13 protein-coding genes are annotated in these 16,981 nt (G+C 57.0%); 9 read left to right on the top strand and 4 right to left on the bottom strand.

Annotated elements, in window-relative coordinates; genetic code table 11:
- Window positions 1-36 precede the first annotated feature (36 nt).
- The 4 genes from Q1B13_RS08760 to Q1B13_RS08775 all read right to left on the bottom strand — a co-directional run bounded on the left by Q1B13_RS08760 (window position 37) and on the right by Q1B13_RS08775 (window position 6,213).
- Window positions 37-273 (bottom strand): BolA/IbaG family iron-sulfur metabolism protein, encoded by a 237-nt coding sequence (locus Q1B13_RS08760; protein ID WP_298935708.1) that lies wholly within the window; start codon window positions 271-273, stop codon window positions 37-39.
- 133 nt (window positions 274-406) lie between these two features.
- The gene (purL, locus tag Q1B13_RS08765; protein WP_299075106.1) at window positions 407-2,566 is read right to left on the bottom strand and encodes a phosphoribosylformylglycinamidine synthase subunit PurL; all 2,160 of its coding nucleotides are present in this window, start codon (window positions 2,564-2,566) and stop codon (window positions 407-409) included.
- A 195-nt stretch (window positions 2,567-2,761) separates the two neighbouring features.
- Window positions 2,762-5,026, bottom strand: a complete 2,265-nt coding sequence (locus Q1B13_RS08770; RefSeq protein ID WP_299075108.1) for a mechanosensitive ion channel family protein — start codon at window positions 5,024-5,026, stop codon at window positions 2,762-2,764.
- 278 nt (window positions 5,027-5,304) lie between these two features.
- The gene (locus Q1B13_RS08775) at window positions 5,305-6,213 is read right to left on the bottom strand and encodes a LysR family transcriptional regulator (protein ID WP_299075110.1); all 909 of its coding nucleotides are present in this window, start codon (window positions 6,211-6,213) and stop codon (window positions 5,305-5,307) included.
- Between the two features lie 169 nt (window positions 6,214-6,382).
- On the opposite strand from Q1B13_RS08775, the gene Q1B13_RS08780 reads away from it, so the two are divergent.
- From Q1B13_RS08780 to Q1B13_RS08820, 9 genes are all read left to right on the top strand, one after another.
- Window positions 6,383-9,802: an indolepyruvate ferredoxin oxidoreductase family protein gene (locus Q1B13_RS08780; protein WP_299075112.1), complete on the top strand. Its 3,420-nt coding sequence runs from the start codon at window positions 6,383-6,385 to the stop codon at window positions 9,800-9,802.
- Between the two features lie 78 nt (window positions 9,803-9,880).
- Window positions 9,881-10,759 carry a lysophospholipid acyltransferase family protein gene (locus tag Q1B13_RS08785; RefSeq protein ID WP_299075114.1) on the top strand — a complete coding sequence of 293 codons (879 nt, stop codon included), beginning with the start codon at window positions 9,881-9,883 and terminating at the stop codon, window positions 10,757-10,759.
- A gap of 8 nt (window positions 10,760-10,767) precedes the next feature.
- On the top strand, window positions 10,768-11,577 hold the full coding sequence (locus Q1B13_RS08790) for a glutamate racemase (RefSeq protein WP_299075116.1): 810 nt from the start codon (window positions 10,768-10,770) through the stop codon (window positions 11,575-11,577).
- A 94-nt stretch (window positions 11,578-11,671) separates the two neighbouring features.
- Complete coding sequence (gene argC / locus Q1B13_RS08795; protein ID WP_299075118.1) at window positions 11,672-12,700, top strand: N-acetyl-gamma-glutamyl-phosphate reductase; 1,029 nt, start codon at window positions 11,672-11,674, stop codon at window positions 12,698-12,700.
- Window positions 12,701-12,707: 7 nt separating this feature from the next.
- On the top strand, window positions 12,708-13,154 hold the full coding sequence (ccmE, locus tag Q1B13_RS08800) for a cytochrome c maturation protein CcmE (RefSeq protein ID WP_298935691.1): 447 nt from the start codon (window positions 12,708-12,710) through the stop codon (window positions 13,152-13,154).
- A 118-nt stretch (window positions 13,155-13,272) separates the two neighbouring features.
- Window positions 13,273-13,884, top strand: coding sequence for a holin-associated N-acetylmuramidase (locus Q1B13_RS08805; protein ID WP_299075120.1), 612 nt, complete (start codon window positions 13,273-13,275; stop codon window positions 13,882-13,884).
- Window positions 13,875-14,453 (top strand): holin family protein, encoded by a 579-nt coding sequence (locus Q1B13_RS08810; RefSeq protein ID WP_299075122.1) that lies wholly within the window; start codon window positions 13,875-13,877, stop codon window positions 14,451-14,453. Before Q1B13_RS08805 ends, Q1B13_RS08810 begins: the two co-directional genes overlap by 10 nt.
- A 75-nt stretch (window positions 14,454-14,528) precedes the next feature.
- A complete protein-coding gene (locus Q1B13_RS08815) occupies window positions 14,529-16,493 on the top strand; it encodes a heme lyase CcmF/NrfE family subunit (protein WP_299075124.1) in 1,965 nt (654 codons plus the stop codon).
- The gene (locus tag Q1B13_RS08820) at window positions 16,490-16,945 is read left to right on the top strand and encodes a cytochrome c-type biogenesis protein (RefSeq protein WP_298935682.1); all 456 of its coding nucleotides are present in this window, start codon (window positions 16,490-16,492) and stop codon (window positions 16,943-16,945) included. Before Q1B13_RS08815 ends, Q1B13_RS08820 begins: the two co-directional genes overlap by 4 nt.
- The last annotated feature ends 36 nt before the right edge of the window (window positions 16,946-16,981 follow it).

Raw genomic sequence — 16,981 nt, forward strand, 5'->3', positions numbered from 1 at the left:
TGCCCATTGACTTCAGGACCTCCCACAAAAATTTCGTCATTCAGGCACTTTTGTGGTCAGCGCCAGCGCGTGCAATTCACCATCTGGGCCGTCCATCTTACCTTTCAAGGCTGCATAAACAGCCCGCTGCTGTTGCACCCGGTTTTTGCCGCGAAAACTCTCGTCTACGACCATGGCCGACATATGTACCCCGTCGTTGCCGCCAACCTGAATCTCCGCATCGGGAAAAGCGTCGCGCAGCAGGTGTTCGATATCGTTGGCACTCATCGGCATTTAGGTTTCTCCTGAAGGTCTTTCCCAAGATGTAGAGCGCCGGGGCGGGGCGTGCAAGGGTCAGATAGACGCCTTGAAAGGACAAAACCTGCACCGAAGAAGGCGCAGGTTTTCTGATTTGCCGGTGCCGGAATCAGGCAACGGCTTCGGCGAAACTATTGCGGAAAGTGCTAGTCAGCTCATCAAGCGGAGCCTCGGATGTACCGATGCGGACACTATCGCCTGTAAACCGCCCGACCGATACCAATGGAACGCCCTCCTGACCGGCGGCAATCATCAATGCCTCGGCTTGATCAAAGTTGCAGGCGACCAGATAGCGAGCCTGATCTTCGCCGAACAGGAACTCGGTCGAGGCGTCGTCAAGGCAGACCCCGACGCCAGCTGCTTCGGCCAGTTCGAAAGCCGCGAGCGCCAGACCACCGTCACTCAGATCGGTGCAAGCCTTGATCATCTCGCGATTGGCGCGGATGAAATCGCCATTGCGCTGTTCGGCCTCCAGATCCACATGCGGGGCGTCGCCGTCTTCGCGGTTGAAGACCTCGGCCAGCAGCGCGGATTGGCCCAGATGACCGGTTGTTTCACCGATGACAAGCGCCACATGGCCATCGCGAACCTCGTTTCCGATGATCTCATCCGTGTGGCTCAGCAAGCCAACTGCGCCGATGGTTGGGGTGGGTAAGATCCCCTGACCGTCGGTTTCATTATACAGCGACACGTTGCCCGATACGATCGGCATATCCAGCGCGGCCACGGCAGCGCCGATGCCTTTGATCGCGCCGACGAACTGACCCATGATCTCGGGTTTTTCGGGATTGCCGAAGTTCAGGTTGTCGGTTGTTGCCAAGGGCCTGGCGCCAACGGCTGTCAGGTTGCGATAGGCCTCGGCCACCGCCTGTTTGCCGCCTTCTTCCGGATTGGCACGCACATAGCGGGGCGTCACGTCGGATGTGAAGGCCAACACCTTGTCGGTGCCATGAACACGCACCATGCCAGCGCCCAGTCCGGGTGTGCGGGAACTGTCGGCCATGACCATCGTGTCGTATTGTTCATATACCCACTGCTTCCCCGCGTAGTTAGGCGAGGCGAGCAAGGCGCGTAAACCGTCGATTGGGTCGATCTGAGGCGCTTCAGCTAACTCTTCCGCTGCCGGGGTCGGTTCCCACGGGCGGTCGTATTCCGGTGCAGTCGAGGACAGCTTTGACAGAACCAGATCGGCCTTCACCTCGCCGTTGTGGACGATCAGAAAGCGATCTTCTGCAATGGTTTCGCCGACGATTGCGAAATCGAGGTCCCATTTCTCGAACACGGCGCGGGCTTCGGCCTCAAGTTCGGGCTTGAGGACCATCAGCATGCGTTCCTGAGATTCAGACAACATCATCTCATAGGCGGTCATGTTTTCTTCGCGCTGGGGTACGTTTTCGAGATCGAGGCGCACGCCCAAACCACCCTTGTCGCCCATTTCCACAGCGGAACAGGTCAGGCCAGCCGCGCCCATGTCCTGGATCGAGATCACGGCGCCGGTTTGCATCAACTCCAACGTCGCTTCCATCAGGCGCTTTTCGGTGAAAGGATCGCCGACCTGAACAGTGGGGCGTTTTTCTTCGATCGTGTCGTCAAATTCTGCTGACGCCATGGTGGCACCGCCGACGCCATCCCGGCCTGTTTTGGCACCGAGGTAAACGACGGGCATGCCAACACCCGAGGCGGCGGAGTAGAATATCTTGTCACTGTCGGCGAGGCCGGCCGCAAAAGCGTTCACAAGGCAATTGCCATTATATGCGGGGTGGAAACGAACTTCGCCACCAACACATGGCACGCCAAAACAGTTGCCGTAGCCGCCGATGCCTTCAACGACACCGTTCACCAGCTGGCGGGTTTTGTGGTGGCCGGGTTCACCGAAAGACAGCGCATTCATCGACGCGATCGGGCGCGCGCCCATGGTGAAGACGTCCCGCAGGATGCCACCAACTCCGGTTGCGGCGCCCTGGTAGGGTTCGATGTATGACGGATGGTTGTGGCTTTCCATCTTGAAAACGACGGCTTGACCGTCGCCGATATCCACGACGCCTGCGTTTTCACCGGGTCCGCAGATCACTTGCGGGCCGGATGTCGGCAGCGTGCGCAGCCATTTCTTGGAGGATTTGTAAGAACAGTGCTCGTTCCACATGGCCGAGAAAATGCCCAGCTCGGTAAAGCTCGGCTCGCGCCCGATGATCTCGAGGATCATGTCGTATTCGTCGGGTTTCAACCCGTGGGCGGCAATCAGATCCGGTGTGATGGCTGGCTCTTGCATCCTGTATCAGTCCCCGAGATGGCAATTGTTGGCGCCTTTTAGGGGAAGGGACCGCCGGGGGAAAGGGTAAAGGCGTTTTGTTCGATTTGTACCTGTTTTTCGCGGGTCATCTTCCGTGTTGTACAAAAGCAAAGAGGCGCAATAGCGCCTCTTCGTCTACACCCTAAGTGCGGTTTCAGAGTGGTTTTGGACGCGCTATTTCTGCTGGTCCTTTTGCACCTGTTGGGCAACCGCGTCACCCGCTGCGGCGGCGAGTGCGGACTTTTGTTCATGCGTCAATTCCTCGGCCTCTTCCTGGCCTGGAATCGCAACGCGGACCTCGCGACGTGCAAAATCGATACCGTTGGCGTTGAACTCGGCCTTGACCCGATTGAAGATCTCCTTGCGCAGCGTGAATTGTTTGCCGGGCTTGGCCATGAACTTGCCGCGGATAATCATGCCCACATCATCAAAGTCGAACACACCTTGCGATTTGAAGGGCTGCAGGAAGCCATCCTTGTGGGTTTCATCCGCCATCATCTCGGCGCCAATCTTCTTGAAGATCTTCTTGACCTTGTTTGGATCAGTGTCGAACGGCACGGTGAACTTGAGCTTCATAATCACCCAGTCGCGGCTGAAATTGGTCAGCTTCTGAATCTCGCCATAGGGGATCGTGTGAACCGCACCGCGATGGTGTCGCAATTGCATCGAGCGGATCGAGATCTTTTCGACCGTACCCATTGTGCCGCCAACATCAACATATTCACCAACCCGAAATGCATCGTCGACCAGGAAGAAGACGCCGCCAACGATGTCTGCCACCAGTTTCTGTGCGCCGAAGCCGATAGCAAGACCCAGAACACCGGCACCGGCCAGCAGGGGCGTAATGTTGATGCCCAAGGCTCCCAACGCTAATAGGCCAAAGATCACGGCAATCGTAACCTGAGCGGTAATGCGTAGCAGCGGCAGAACAGTGGCCAGACGCGATCCGCCAGCCCCGCCGCCTTCGCCGCCAGCTTCCTCATCAAGTGCCTCGGCAGCCGTCTGCTCTCTGGCAAGGCGGCGGTTGATCCAAAGCGACACAATTTCGTTCATGATATAGCCAACAGCTATGATCAGAAGGAACTCGATGACGGCTCCGCCAACTTCGGCACCGATACCAGCCGACGCGACATGACGCAGATCCAGCTCCCAGGTTCGGGAAATCATGAAGACGACAAACAACCCGGCCAGAACCCGGCCAATTCGGATATAGCTGCGTTTGGTCGACCGATAGGCTTGTTCGGCCAGCGGACCTTCACCGGCCATGGGCGGCTGAAGGTGACGTACCAGACCCCGAATGAGCGTATCCAGCGCAGGCGCAATCAGCAGCCAGAACATGGTGGTAAAGTGCGGCCCCTTCGACAGCAGGGCGCGGGTCGACGGATCACGCTGAGCAACCAGGAACTCGACAAGCAGCCAGATTACTGCTGAAACACCGATCGCGAAGTAGGGATAGTAATGAGCCACATCTTCATCGAACTTGGTGTGGTCAGGATCAGTGCCCAGCATCATCTGAGAGAGGCCCTCTCGGGCCGTCCAGGCGATCACACCAATATAGATGTGTATCGCAGCATTGAGCCAGAAACCGATCCGGGTGTCCGCCGGTGTGACGCCGTTAAGCGCATTGAACCGGACGACGAACAAGGTGACACCGATCAGAAGAAGCAGGCCGATCAGGTTCCGGTGCAAGTATTTTGCCCAGTGATCGTCAATATTGACCAACCGATAATGTGGCTTGTTAGGCGCAAGTATGAAACGTGAAGCTGCGGCGCCCAAACGCGGAACCCAGATCAGGTAGAATACGAATGGCGCGGCGTAGGTAATTTGTTCCGTCGTCAGCAGGCCACGCCCAAGTGCACGTATCACGACGTAGAAAACAACCAGCCCGGCGATCTCACGGCAGAACCGACGAAACAGATATCGGACTGCGCCCCAGAGATCGGCATCGTCTTCACCGTCGGACTGTTCGTGCCACTTTCGGGTGAGCAGGCCAAACAGCTTTTCGGCGATGAACCCGGCCACCAGAACCATCAGGATAAGCCCAAAGAGTGTAAACACACCGCTTGATCCAAATGTCGTTGCGAAATTGTCAAATGCAGTAAGCTGTGCGCTCACGATATTTGGCAGAGTCTTTAGAACCTGGGTCCAGGATGTGACCATCTCGGCCCAAATCTCACTGATCTCGGTCAGCGGATCTTCGTGATCTTCCTGTGCGGCTGCTTGTGTTTTGGCAACGGCATCTAGGCGTTCCAGTAGAATAGCACGAACCTGATCGTCCGACATCCGGGCCACCAGACCATCGACTTGGTCAGGTGTTAGGTCCTCGGGGATGCTGACACTCGAGGTTGAATCTGTTGTGCCGGTCACTTGCGCGTGTAGCGGCCCTGAAAGCAGTAACACTGACAGCAACGCCATCAGCATGCGAAATGTGTGGAACATCGGTTTTGTCCTCGATCACGAAAAATTGGTTTTTTTCGTGATCATAGGCGGGCGTCTGCGTTTTTCCCAGAAGATTCAGCGGCCTATTGGTACGCAATAGGCAATAGGCCAAAAAAAAGGCCGAGCACTAAGCTCGGCCGTAGTCCAACAGGGAGGTATGAAGATGATGAGCGTTACAGCATCACCGCCTTCGAATGCTCATTTAGGTGTCAGTTTGTGAACGTTCAAGATGTTTTAACCTTACTTTAAGGCATGTCCGATATGCGATCGCTGCATACCTAGAGTTTTCCCATTTGCTTCAGTTGCTTGCGCTGCGCGACGATTTCATCCTGAACGAAATCCCGGAACGCGGCAACCCGCTGAGATTGGCGCAATTCCTCGGGATAAGCGAGATAAACTGGCACATCCGCAGTTTCGATATCCGACAGCACAGGAACAAGATGGGGGAAGTCCTGGGTTACGTAATCGGGCAGAACGCCGATACCCAGATTGTGCAGAACCCCTTGCAGAACGCCGAAGTAATTATTGACGGTCAATAGTGACCTGGGGTTGTAGGTCATCAGGTGCCCCACCATCGATGCGCTAGCCCCTACCTGCGGCGCGGCGGGTGTTTGACAAATCAAACGGTGGTTTTTGATGTCTTCTAGGTTTTCCAGCATACCGCCGTGGGTTTCGATGTATTCCTGCGTGGCATACAGCATCATCTGCACCGTCATCAGGCGCTTGCGGACAAGATCGGCTTGGCTGGGTTCTTTCATGCGAATGGCGACGTCCGCCTCGCGCATGGGCAGGTCCAGCACACGCTCTTCCAGCATCAAATCAATGTTGAGGTCGGGATATTGTTCATAAAGTTTCGGCAAACGAGGGGCCAGCCACAGGGTGCCAAAGCCGAAGGTTGTTGTTACGCGCAGAACGCCAAAGACCTCTTCCTCGCTGTCGCGGATACGGGCCGCTGCCGCGTCCAGACGTTTGGACATGGCAGAGGTGGCATCGAATAATAGCTCGCCCTGTTCAGTGAGGATGAGGCCGCGCGCGTGCCGGTGAAACAGGGTCGCGTCGAGTGATTCTTCCAGTGCGCGGATTTGACGACTGACAGCGGATTGCGACAGATTCAGTTTGTCGCCTGCGTGCGTCAGGCTGCCAGCGTCTGCAACCGCGTGAAATATTCTAAGCTTGTCCCAATCCATCGCCGCAACTTTCGTTATCCTCGGGAAGGCCTATATGAAATAGGTAACAAGTTCCACATTCAAACAGTGAAATCGTTACCTTTCAGGGGATAACCTCTATGCAGGTCAGAATATATGACCTAAAATGCCCGAAGATGAAGCACACTGATCTGACGAGGGGAGACGTTTGATGAGTCAGCCACAAATTTCGCTAAACGACCGGTTCGATCTTACTAAAAACCCCGTTCTTCTGAACGGTACTCAGGCACTGGTACGCTTGATGCTGATGCAGAAAGAGCGCGACCGGCAGGCCGGGCTAAACACGGCGGGGCTGGTGACGGGGTATCGCGGATCGCCTTTGGGTGCGGTGGATCTACAAATGACCCGCGCGCAGAAGCAACTGGCGGAAAGCGACGTTACCTTTCAATACGGTTTGAATGAAGACTTGGCCGCGACCGCCCTTTGGGGCAGCCAGCAAGCCGGTTTGCGTGGCGATGGCCGGTTCGATGGCGTCTTTGGCCTGTGGTACGGCAAAGGCCCTGGCGTCGACCGGTCCGGCGATGTCATGCGTCACGCCAATATGGCTGGAACGGCACAACATGGTGGTGTGCTGATGGCGATGGGCGATGACCATACCGGCGAAAGCTCGACCGTGTTGCATCAATCCGAATGGTCACTGGTTGATATGTATATGCCAGTGGTCAGCCCTGCTGGTGTGCAGGAAATTCTGGATTACGGCATTTACGGCTTCGCGCTCAGCCGGTTTGCCGGGGTTTGGGCGGGTCTCAAGACGATGAAAGACACGATCGAGGTGACCTCGGTCGTGGATGGCAGCCCTGATCGGATGCAGGTTGCCGTTCCAGATTTTGACATGCCCGAGGGTGGGCTGAACATTCGTCTGGGCGACACGCCGCATCTGCAAGAAGCGCGGATCATCGATTACAAACGGTTCGCCGCCGAGACGTTTTCCCGCGCCAACAAGCTGGACAAGCGCGTCTGGGGCAAACCTGGCGCCAAAATCGGTCTGGTTGCGGCAGGCAAGAACTGGCTGGACCTGACCCATGCTTTGTCTTTGCTCAACATTGATGAGGCCGAGGCCGAGCGGCTGGGGATCACCACTTACAAGGTTGGCCAAACCTTCCCGTTGGATATGACCGGGTTCCACGATTGGGCCGAGGGGTTGGACCTTATTGTTATCGTGGAAGAAAAGCGCAAGTTGATTGAAGTTCAGGTCAAAGAAGCGATATTTGATGACCGGCGCGGCCGCCGGGTTTATGGCTGGTACAAGGGCGGTGCTGGGACGTTGCACCGCGAAGAACTGTTCCCGACACGGGGCGCACTTGATCCGATTATGATTGCCGAGAAACTGGGCGACATCCTTATCGAAGAGGGGCGCGATACAGACGGTGTGAGGGCAGGGCTGTCCAAACTGTCCGAGGCGCGCCGGGCGGATAACGCCCAAGAGATCGCGACCCGTTTGCCCTATTTCTGTTCGGGATGTCCGCATAATAGCTCGACCAAGGTGCCGGAAGGTAGTCGGGCTTATGCGGGGATCGGCTGCCACTACATGGTGCAGTGGATGGACCGGAACACCACAGGCTTTACCCAGATGGGCGGTGAAGGTGCGAACTGGATCGGGGAAGAGCCGTTTTCGACCACCAAGCACGTTTTTCAGAATCTGGGCGACGGAACCTATAACCATTCCGGTGTGCAGGCCATTCGGGCGGCATTGTCGGCGGGCACAAATATCACTTTCAAGATCCTGTTCAATGACGCGGTCGCAATGACCGGGGGGCAGGATAACGAAGGGGACCTGACCGCTGAGCGCATCGTGGCCGAGGTCAAGGCGATGGGCGTCAAGGATGTCGCATTGGTCTATGACGAAAAGGAAGACGTGAATTTCACCGCGCTGCCAGCGAGTGTTGAAACTTTTGAGCGCGCCGAATTGATGCAAGTGCAGGAACGGTTTCGCGAGATCGAGGGCACCTCGGTCATTGTTTATGTTCAGACCTGTGCCGCCGAAAAGCGTCGTCGCCGCAAGCGAGGAACATTCCCCGACCCGGACAAACGCGTCTTTATCAACTCGGAGATTTGCGAGGGTTGCGGCGATTGTGGCGTGCAGTCGAACTGTGTCTCGATCGTTCCCAAGGAGACGGAACTGGGCCGCAAACGGGCGATTGACCAATCCAGTTGCAACAAGGACTTTTCCTGTGTGAACGGATTCTGCCCGTCCTTTGTGACATTGGATGGCGCCAAGATCCGCAAAGAGGCGACCACCGAAATCGACCTACCGGATCTGCCAATGCCAGTGCTGCCCGACATCAAGGGCACGCATAACGTGGTGATCACTGGGGTCGGCGGTACGGGTGTCGTGACACTTGGTGCCGTCTTAGCGCAGGCCGCACAGATTGATGGCAAGGGCGCAGGCATGATGGAGATGGCCGGGTTGGCCCAGAAGGGTGGCGCCGTGCATATCCATTGCCGCATTGCCAACCGCCCGGAAGACATCAGTGCCATTCGGGTTGCGACTGGCGAAGCGCATGCGCTGATCGGGGGCGATCTGGTGGTTTCGGCCGGGGCAAAGACTCTGGGTCTGACGCGAACGGGCCAAACAGGCGCAGTCGTGAACAACCACGAGACAGTGACGGGCGATTTCACCCGGGATACCGAATTCCGCATCCCCAGTGATCAACTAGAACTGGCCTTACAGGCGCGGTTGAAGGATGGGGTTTCAACATTCGATGCGACCGATCTGGCCCGCGCTTTGATGGGGGATTCGATTTATTCGAACATGATGGTGTTTGGCGCTGCCTGGCAGCGCGGCATCCTGCCGGTCAGCCATGAGGCCATCCTGCGGGCGCTGGAGCTGAACGGCACCGCAGTTGAGCGCAACAAACGCGCCTTTGATCTTGGGCGTTGGGCGGTTTTGCATCCAGATGAGGTCAAGACCATTCTGTCGCCGTCCGTGACCGAATTGCCCAAAACGCTGGACCAGATCATCGCGTTCCGGGAACAGCACCTAAGCGCGTATCAAAGCGCCCGACTGGCGAAAAGGTATCGCAAACTGGTGGACTCGGTGACGGATGAGACGGTGCGCGAAGCCGTGGCCAAAGGGTATCACAAGCTGCTGTCCTACAAGGACGAATACGAGGTTGCCCGGCTGTTGCTGACAAGCCGTGACAAAGCCGCGTCCGAGTTTGATGGTGACTTCAAGATGACCTTCCATCTGGCCCCACCGATCTTTGGTGGCAACAGCGGCAATGGCCGTCCGCGCAAACGGGCATTTGGGGAATGGATGCTTGGCCCATTGAAGCTTTTGGCAAAGATGAAGTCTTTGCGTGGCACGCCGCTGGATGTCTTTGGATATTCAGCAGAGCGGAAAATGGAACGCGCTTTGATCCGGCAATACGAAAAAGACATGACAGAGGTTCTGGCTTTGCTGTCGCAGAACACACATGATGCTGTCGTGGCTCTGGCCCGGTTGCCATTGGACATTCGTGGTTTCGGGCCGGTTCTGATGGAAAATGAAGAAAAAGCGGCCAAACGACGCGAAGAACTGCTGGCGACCATCCGCAGTGGAGGCCCGGAAGTACGAGCGGCGGCCGAGTAGCGCGTCACAAGTTTGTCACGTTATCTAGGCAAAATTGCTGCCTGCATTTATACTGCAGGCAGCAAACCGGAGACCCGCATGCCCTCGCGCCGCCATGTCGTTCGTGACATTTCTTATTCTTATTCGGCCGCGACCAAAGGCGGACGGATGGTCATCAAACTGATGGAAAACACCACCGGTCGCCTGCGTCTGATCAAGCGAGCGGACGGGTACGAGAGAGAGGTCGCCAAGGGCCGGGATTTTTGGGCCGTTATGGTCGAACGCTATGGGCTGACGCTGGACGTGGTCGGCGGGTCATTGTCCAATATTCCCAAGGATGGGCCGCTGATCCTGATTGCCAACCACCCTTATGGTATTCTGGACGGTTTGATGATGGGGCATATCCTGTCTCAGACGCGGGGTGATTTCCGGATTTTAGCCAACCGTGTGTTCCGCAAAGCCGAGGACCTGAACCGCATTATCCTTCCGATCTCGTTCGACGAAACAAAAGAGGCGATGAAGCTGAACCTGGAGACGCGGAAAACTGCGTTGAACTATCTGGGCGAAGGCGGGGCGATGGGGGTATTCCCCGGTGGCACGGTCAGCACCGCGGTCAAGCTGTTTTCGCAACCGATGGATCCCGGCTGGCGCGGGTTTACGGCGCGGATGGTGGCCAAATCTGATGCAGCTGTAGTGCCTGTGTTTTTTGACGGCCACACATCGCGCCTGTTCCAGATTGCCAGTCATTTGCACAATACTCTGCGGATGGGTCTGTTGATCAAAGAGTTCAAAAAACGCGTCGATACGCCCGTCAAAGTGGTCATCGGTGAACCCATCCAGCGTGATGTTCTGGACCCTATGGGCAAGGATACGCGCAAGATGATGGATTTCCTGCGCAAAGCCACGTATGAGCTGTCTCCGAAGCCGTTGAAGTCCTATGACTACGGCTATGAATTCGAGGAACGGCATCGCGCCTAAAGGGGCAAATGGCAGTAGGCATCTTTGATTCCGGTTTGGGCGGTTTGACCGTCCTGAACGCCGCGCAGAAACATCTGCCGGACGTGGATTTTCTATATTATGCGGACAATGCGCACGCACCCTACGGTGTGCGCAACGCAGATGATATTTACCAGCTGACCCGCAAAGCCGTTCAGGATTTGTGGGCGCGGGGCTGCAATCTGGTGATTCTGGCGTGCAACACCGCCAGCGCTGCGGCATTACGACGGATGCAGGAAGAAGGCGTGCCCGAGGGCAAGCGCGTTCTGGGTGTCTTTGTACCCCTGATCGAGGCCCTGACCGAGCGGCAATGGGGCGACAACAGCCCGCCGCGCGAGGTTGCGGTCAAACACGTCGCTCTGTTCGCGACACCTGCCACCGTTTCCAGCCGGGCTTTTCAGCGTGAATTGGCGTTTCGGGCCATAGGTGTGGACGTCGAGGCGCAGGCCTGTGGGGGCGTCGTCGACGCGATCGAAGAGGGCGACATGATCCTGGCCGAAGCGCTGGTACGGAGCCATGTGGATGCGCTGAAACGGAAAATGCCCGAGCCTCAGGCCGCCATTCTGGGCTGTACCCATTATCCGTTGATGGCTGATGCGTTCCAGAAGGCGCTTGGCCAAGATGTTCAGGTGTTCAGCCAGGGCGATCTGGTCGCCGAAAGCCTGGGTGACTACTTGCAACGGCACCCCAACATGCTGGGCGATGGCGCGGGTGGTTTTGTAACCACGGGCAAGCCGGGCTTTGTCAGTGACCGGGCAACCCAGTTTCTCCGACGACAAATCGCGTTCGAGGCGGCCTGACTTAGGTCAAGGACTGCGCCTGAAACTTTCCTTAACTCGAAGACCGTCGCATCGGCGGTCGTGATATGTGACACACTGAAGTAAGAGGTCTGACATGACCCATAAAATCGCAATTCTGGGCGCATCCGGTTACACTGGGGCAGAACTGGTGCGGCTGATCGCCGAGCACCCGAACATGGAAATCGTCGCGTTGGCCGCTGAGCGTAAGGCGGGCCTAACGATGGCACAGGTTTTCCCGCATCTGCGCCACATGGACCTGCCGGACCTATGCAAGATTTCCGAGATTGATTTTGCCCAGATCGACCTTTGCTTTTGCGCATTGCCGCATAAAACCAGCCAAGAAGTGATCAGGGATCTGCCTAAGACCTTGAAAATCGTTGATCTGTCGGCTGATTTCCGGCTGCAAGAGGCGGACGAATACGAAAAATGGTATGGCAATCCACACACCGCGCTCGAGCATCAGGAAGAGGCCGTTTATGGCCTGACCGAGTTCTACCGGGATGAAATCCGCGCTGCGCGTCTGGTGGCTGGCACGGGTTGCAACGCGGCAACGGGGCAATTTGTTCTGCGACCGCTGATCACGGCAGGTGTCATCGATCTGGACGACATCATTCTGGACCTGAAATGTGCCGTGTCCGGGGCCGGGCGGTCATTGAAGGAAAACCTGCTGCATGCCGAGATGAGCGAGGGCGCGAACGCTTATGCGCTTGGGGGCACCCACAGGCACTTGGGGGAGTTCGATCAGGAATTTTCGAAACTGGCAGGGCGGGCTGTTCACATACAGTTCACGCCGCATCTGATTCCGGCCAACCGGGGGATTCTTGCCACGACTTACGTCAAAGGTGATCCACAAAGTGTTTATGAAACACTGGCCAAGGCGTATCAGGATGAACCTTTCATCCAGATGTTGCCGATGGGTGAGACGCCGTCGACGCACCATGTGCGTGGCTCGAATTTCTGCCATATCGGGGTTGTTGCTGATCGGATCGAACGTCGCGCGATTGTGGTCGCGGCGCTGGATAACCTGACAAAAGGTAGCAGTGGACAAGCCTTGCAGAACGCCAACCTAATGTTAGGTGAGGATGAAACCCAGGGTCTGATGATGGCCCCTTTGTTCCCGTGAGGACGGTATGAAAACGCTAAAGAAACGTCGCCGTATACAAGTCATTATGGTGGCTGTTGTCGCCCTGACGGTGTCGACGGCGTTGATTGGCTATGCGATGCGGGATGGGATCAACTTTTTCCGCTCGCCCAGTCAGGTGATTGCAGAGCCACCGTCTCCAACCGAGGTGTTTCGTATCGGTGGGCTGGTCGAAGATGGCTCGATCGTGCGGGGTCAGGGTGAAACCGTTCGATTTGTCGTGACCGATGGTGGGGAAAGCGTTCCCGTAGCCTTCACTGGCGTTCTGCCGGATCTGTTCACGGAAAACCAAGGCATGGTTGGCACTGGAAGCTACGTTAACGGTATCTTTGAAGCTACTGAAATACTTGCTAAACATGATGAAACATACATGCCGAAAGAGGTGATGGATGCCCTGAAGGAGCAGGGCGTCTACAAAGAACCCGGCGAGAGCTGACGTTCAATACAATTGGTTTTGGGGCGTTGCGTGTTCTGGACATGCAGCGCCCTTTGTTTTGTGCTGGTCTTAACTGCTGTTCGGGATGGTCTGACGCACCGGGATTTAGGGGTGTGACATGCAGGCAGTTCGACAGATCGCCAATGAGATTGTGGCGCGGGAAGGCGGGTTTGTGGATGATCCGGATGATCCGGGCGGTGCGACCAAGTTTGGCGTCACAATCCATACGATGCGAAAGTTGGGGCTGGATCTGACCGGGGACGGGATTGTGACGAAGGCTGATGTCAGATCGTTAACCAGTCGGCAAGCCGTTGATATATTTGTTCAACACTATTTTGAGAAACCGAATATCTCGCACCTGCCTGAGGTGCTGCATGCGTCGATGTTCGATATGTATGTGAATGCCGGGGCGCAGGCCGTCAGAATCCTCCAAAACCTTCTGCGGGATATGCGGTTCGACATTTCGGTGGATGGGATGATCGGCCCGCAAACTGTGAAGGCCTGCAACCGCGCAGGGCAGCCTGATCCCGTCGCACTGCGCGATGCTTACGGTGTTGCGCGAAGAAACTACTATTTCCGATTGGCGGATCGGCGGGTTGCATCACGCAAATACGCACGCACACGTGCCGGGGGCAAAGGTGGCTGGATCAAACGCGCCGAGGAGTTTTTGTCGCCGCGATACCACATGACGGCTGCAGAATTTCAAAGGAGGGTCGCAGGATGGGCTTGATCTCGGGCGTGTTGGCTTTGTTGTTTGGCGGCGGGCGCAATGTCGTCCAGGAAACTGCTGAAATCTTTCGGGAAAACTCTGAGGCAGGGGGTAACCGTGCGCTGGCGGTTCAGACTCAGGCCATGACACAGTTCGGGGCGGAGTTTCAGGTCCCGCGCAAAGGTGGCTTTGATCGCTTCATGGATGGGTTGAACCGCTTGCCCCGTCCGGCGCTGGCATTGGGCACGTTGGGTTTGTTTGTCGCCGCCATGGTCGATCCCTTGTGGTTTGCGGCCCGAATGCAGGGGCTAGCCCTGGTGCCCGAGCCCCTGTGGTGGCTTCTAGGGGTGATCGTGTCCTTCTATTTTGGTGCCCGCCATCAGGCTAAAATACAGGATCTACAAAGGGATATCTCGGCAACGATGCTGCGCGCGCCGACGGTGATGGCCAATCTGGAAGCCTTGCGAAAACTACGGGCAGACAGTCCGGGTGTGGCAGATCCTGGCCCTGATGCCGGGTTGTCGATAGCGGTCAGTCAATCGGAAGCCAATCCCGCGTTGGAGGACTGGCGGCGCTTGCGCAAGGCATGAGCCGCGACACTATGTGCCTTTTTGATAAGGCGAAAGTTATTGGTGCTTGGGCCCGCTCAGGAGTATATCTTTCGCATGATCACAGAGTTTGGCCACTTCGCCCTTATCCTCGCCTTTTTTGTAGCCATCGTGCAAAGTGTGGTGCCGCTGATTGGTGCCTCGAAGCGCTGGAATGGCTGGATGCTGTTTGCGGAACCGGCGGCAATCACGCAGTTCCTGCTGACGGCATTTTCCTTTGGCGCACTGGTCTGGGCGTTTACCACCTCGGACTTCTCGCTGCGGATCGTGGTGGAAAACAGTCACTCGGCGAAACCAATGCTCTATAAGATCAGTGGAACATGGGGGAACCACGAAGGCTCGATGCTGTTGTGGGTGCTGATTGTGACCTTGTTCGGCGCTATGGCGGCATTCTTTGGTGGCGGTTTACCACCCACGCTCAAGGCGCGCGTCCTGGCGGTGCAATCCTCGGTAGCGGTGGCGTTCTTTGCCTTCATCCTGTTCACCTCGAACCCGTTTGACCGGCTGGCCATTGCCCCGTTTGACGGGCGCGATCTGAACCCATTGCTGCAAGACCCGGGTTTGGCCTTCCATCCGCCGTTTCTGTATCTGGGCTATGTGGGCCTGAGCATGGCGTTCAGCTTTGCCGTTGCGGCGTTGATCGAAGGCCGGGTCGACGCAGCTTGGGGTCGTTGGGTACGACCATGGACCCTTGCGGCTTGGATTTTCCTGACGATTGGAATCGCATTGGGATCGTGGTGGGCCTACTATGAGCTGGGTTGGGGTGGGTTCTGGTTCTGGGACCCGGTCGAGAACGCCTCGTTCATGCCGTGGTTGCTGGCGGCGGCTTTGCTGCATTCCGCTATCGTAGTGGAAAAACGCGAGTCGCTGAAAAGCTGGACCATTTTGCTGGCCATAATCGCATTCGGGTTTTCGCTGATCGGCACATTCATTGTGCGTTCAGGCCTGCTGACATCCGTACATGCCTTCGCGACCGACCCTGAACGCGGTATCTTCATCCTGCTGATCCTGGTGGTGTTCATCGGCGGGGCGCTGACGTTGTTTGCTGCGCGCGCCCAAGCGATGGAGGCCAAAGGCGTGTTTGGCATGGTGAGCCGCGAAAGCGCACTGATTGTGAACAATGTGCTGCTTGCGGTCAGCTGTTTCGTGGTGTTCGTGGGCACGATGTGGCCAATGGTGGCCGAGATGGCGTTTGACCGGAAGCTGTCGGTCGGAGCGCCGTTTTTCAACGCGGCCTTCACCCCGTTCATGGTTCTGCTGGGCCTTGTCCTGCCAATTGGTGCGATGTTGCCCTGGAAACGAGGGCGCCTGAGACGGGCCGTCTGGTCGTTGCGGTATATCTTTGGGCTGGCTCTGGCACTGGCGTTGCTGGTTTGGGCTATGCAGACAGGACGTAGTGCTTTGGGACCGGCTGGCGTGTTCCTGGGGTCTTGGATCACCTTCGGCGCGATAGTCGATCTCTGGAGCCGCACAGGGCGCAATGGCAACCTAAAAAGGTTGTTGCGGCTGCCGGGCGCTGATTGGGGTAAGGCTGTCGCCCATACCGGTCTTGGCGTCACCATATTCGCTATTGCGGGCCTGACGGCGTGGGAGGTCGAAGACATTCGCGTCGCGCAGCCCAATCAACCCTTTGAAGTCGGGCAGTTTACTCTGACATTGCAGGATGTCCGTCGCGTTCAGGGACCGAACTATTTCTCGACAATGGCTGATGTGCTTGTCGAAAGGAACGGACGTCCGGTGACGACCTTGCAGCCCGAAAAGCGCGATTATCCGGTTGCGCGCATGCCGACAACCGAGGCGGCGATCGACTACCGGTTTACGCGGGATTTGTATGTGGTGATCGGGGATCAGCAACAGGATGGCGGCTGGGTTATGCGCACCTATATCAAACCGTTCGCCAACTGGATATGGGCGGGGTGCTTGATGATGGCACTGGGTGGTGTCTTCAGCTTGTGTGACCGCCGTTTCCGCGTGGCAGCCGGGGCGCGTAAAACCGCGCCAGGCGGAGTGCCTGCCGAATGAAGCGTCTTGTCCTGATCTTTCTGCTGATGGCCTCGCCACTTTTTGCCGTGCAGCCCGACGAAGTTCTTGAGGACCCGGTGTTGGAGCAACGGGCCCGCGACCTGAGCACCGGATTGCGGTGTCTTGTGTGCCGGAACGAGAGCATCGACGAAAGCAACGCCGATCTTGCCCGAGACCTGCGGCTGTTGGTGCGCGAACGCCTGGTGGCTGGTGACTCGGATGAGGAAGCGATTGCATTCATCGTGGACCGCTACGGTGAGTATGTGTTGTTGAAGCCAACAACGTCCGGATCGAACGTGTTTTTGTGGCTGGCAGGGCCAATCATGTTGTTCATCGCGGCAGGCGTGGGGTGGACCTTCCTGCGCAATCGATCCAAAGCCCATGAGCTTGGCGATAACGACGCGCTGAGTGACGAGGAAAAAGAGCACCTGCGCCAAATTCTCGAAGACTGACGCGTGGTTCCGCTTTTCCTTGACGCGCGAATGCGT

The sequence above is a fragment of the uncultured Ruegeria sp. genome (genome assembly GCF_947489545.1).
GTDB lineage: Bacteria > Pseudomonadota > Alphaproteobacteria > Rhodobacterales > Rhodobacteraceae > Ruegeria.

What these genes read in the sequence shown, in the direction of transcription:
- Q1B13_RS08760 (WP_298935708.1), bottom strand. Translation starts at nt 273, where the DNA reads ATGCCGATGAGTGCCAACGATATCGAACACCTGCTGCGCGACGCTTTT.
- purL (WP_299075106.1), bottom strand. Translation starts at nt 2,566, where the DNA reads ATGCAAGAGCCAGCCATCACACCGGATCTGATTGCCGCCCACGGGTTG.
- Q1B13_RS08770 (WP_299075108.1), bottom strand. Translation starts at nt 5,026, where the DNA reads ATGTTCCACACATTTCGCATGCTGATGGCGTTGCTGTCAGTGTTACTG.
- Q1B13_RS08775 (WP_299075110.1), bottom strand. Translation starts at nt 6,213, where the DNA reads ATGGATTGGGACAAGCTTAGAATATTTCACGCGGTTGCAGACGCTGGC.
- Q1B13_RS08780 (WP_299075112.1), top strand. Translation starts at nt 6,383, where the DNA reads ATGAGTCAGCCACAAATTTCGCTAAACGACCGGTTCGATCTTACTAAA.
- Q1B13_RS08785 (WP_299075114.1), top strand. Translation starts at nt 9,881, where the DNA reads ATGCCCTCGCGCCGCCATGTCGTTCGTGACATTTCTTATTCTTATTCG.
- Q1B13_RS08790 (WP_299075116.1), top strand. Translation starts at nt 10,768, where the DNA reads ATGGCAGTAGGCATCTTTGATTCCGGTTTGGGCGGTTTGACCGTCCTG.
- argC (WP_299075118.1), top strand. Translation starts at nt 11,672, where the DNA reads ATGACCCATAAAATCGCAATTCTGGGCGCATCCGGTTACACTGGGGCA.
- ccmE (WP_298935691.1), top strand. Translation starts at nt 12,708, where the DNA reads ATGAAAACGCTAAAGAAACGTCGCCGTATACAAGTCATTATGGTGGCT.
- Q1B13_RS08805 (WP_299075120.1), top strand. Translation starts at nt 13,273, where the DNA reads ATGCAGGCAGTTCGACAGATCGCCAATGAGATTGTGGCGCGGGAAGGC.
- Q1B13_RS08810 (WP_299075122.1), top strand. Translation starts at nt 13,875, where the DNA reads ATGGGCTTGATCTCGGGCGTGTTGGCTTTGTTGTTTGGCGGCGGGCGC.
- Q1B13_RS08815 (WP_299075124.1), top strand. Translation starts at nt 14,529, where the DNA reads ATGATCACAGAGTTTGGCCACTTCGCCCTTATCCTCGCCTTTTTTGTA.
- Q1B13_RS08820 (WP_298935682.1), top strand. Translation starts at nt 16,490, where the DNA reads ATGAAGCGTCTTGTCCTGATCTTTCTGCTGATGGCCTCGCCACTTTTT.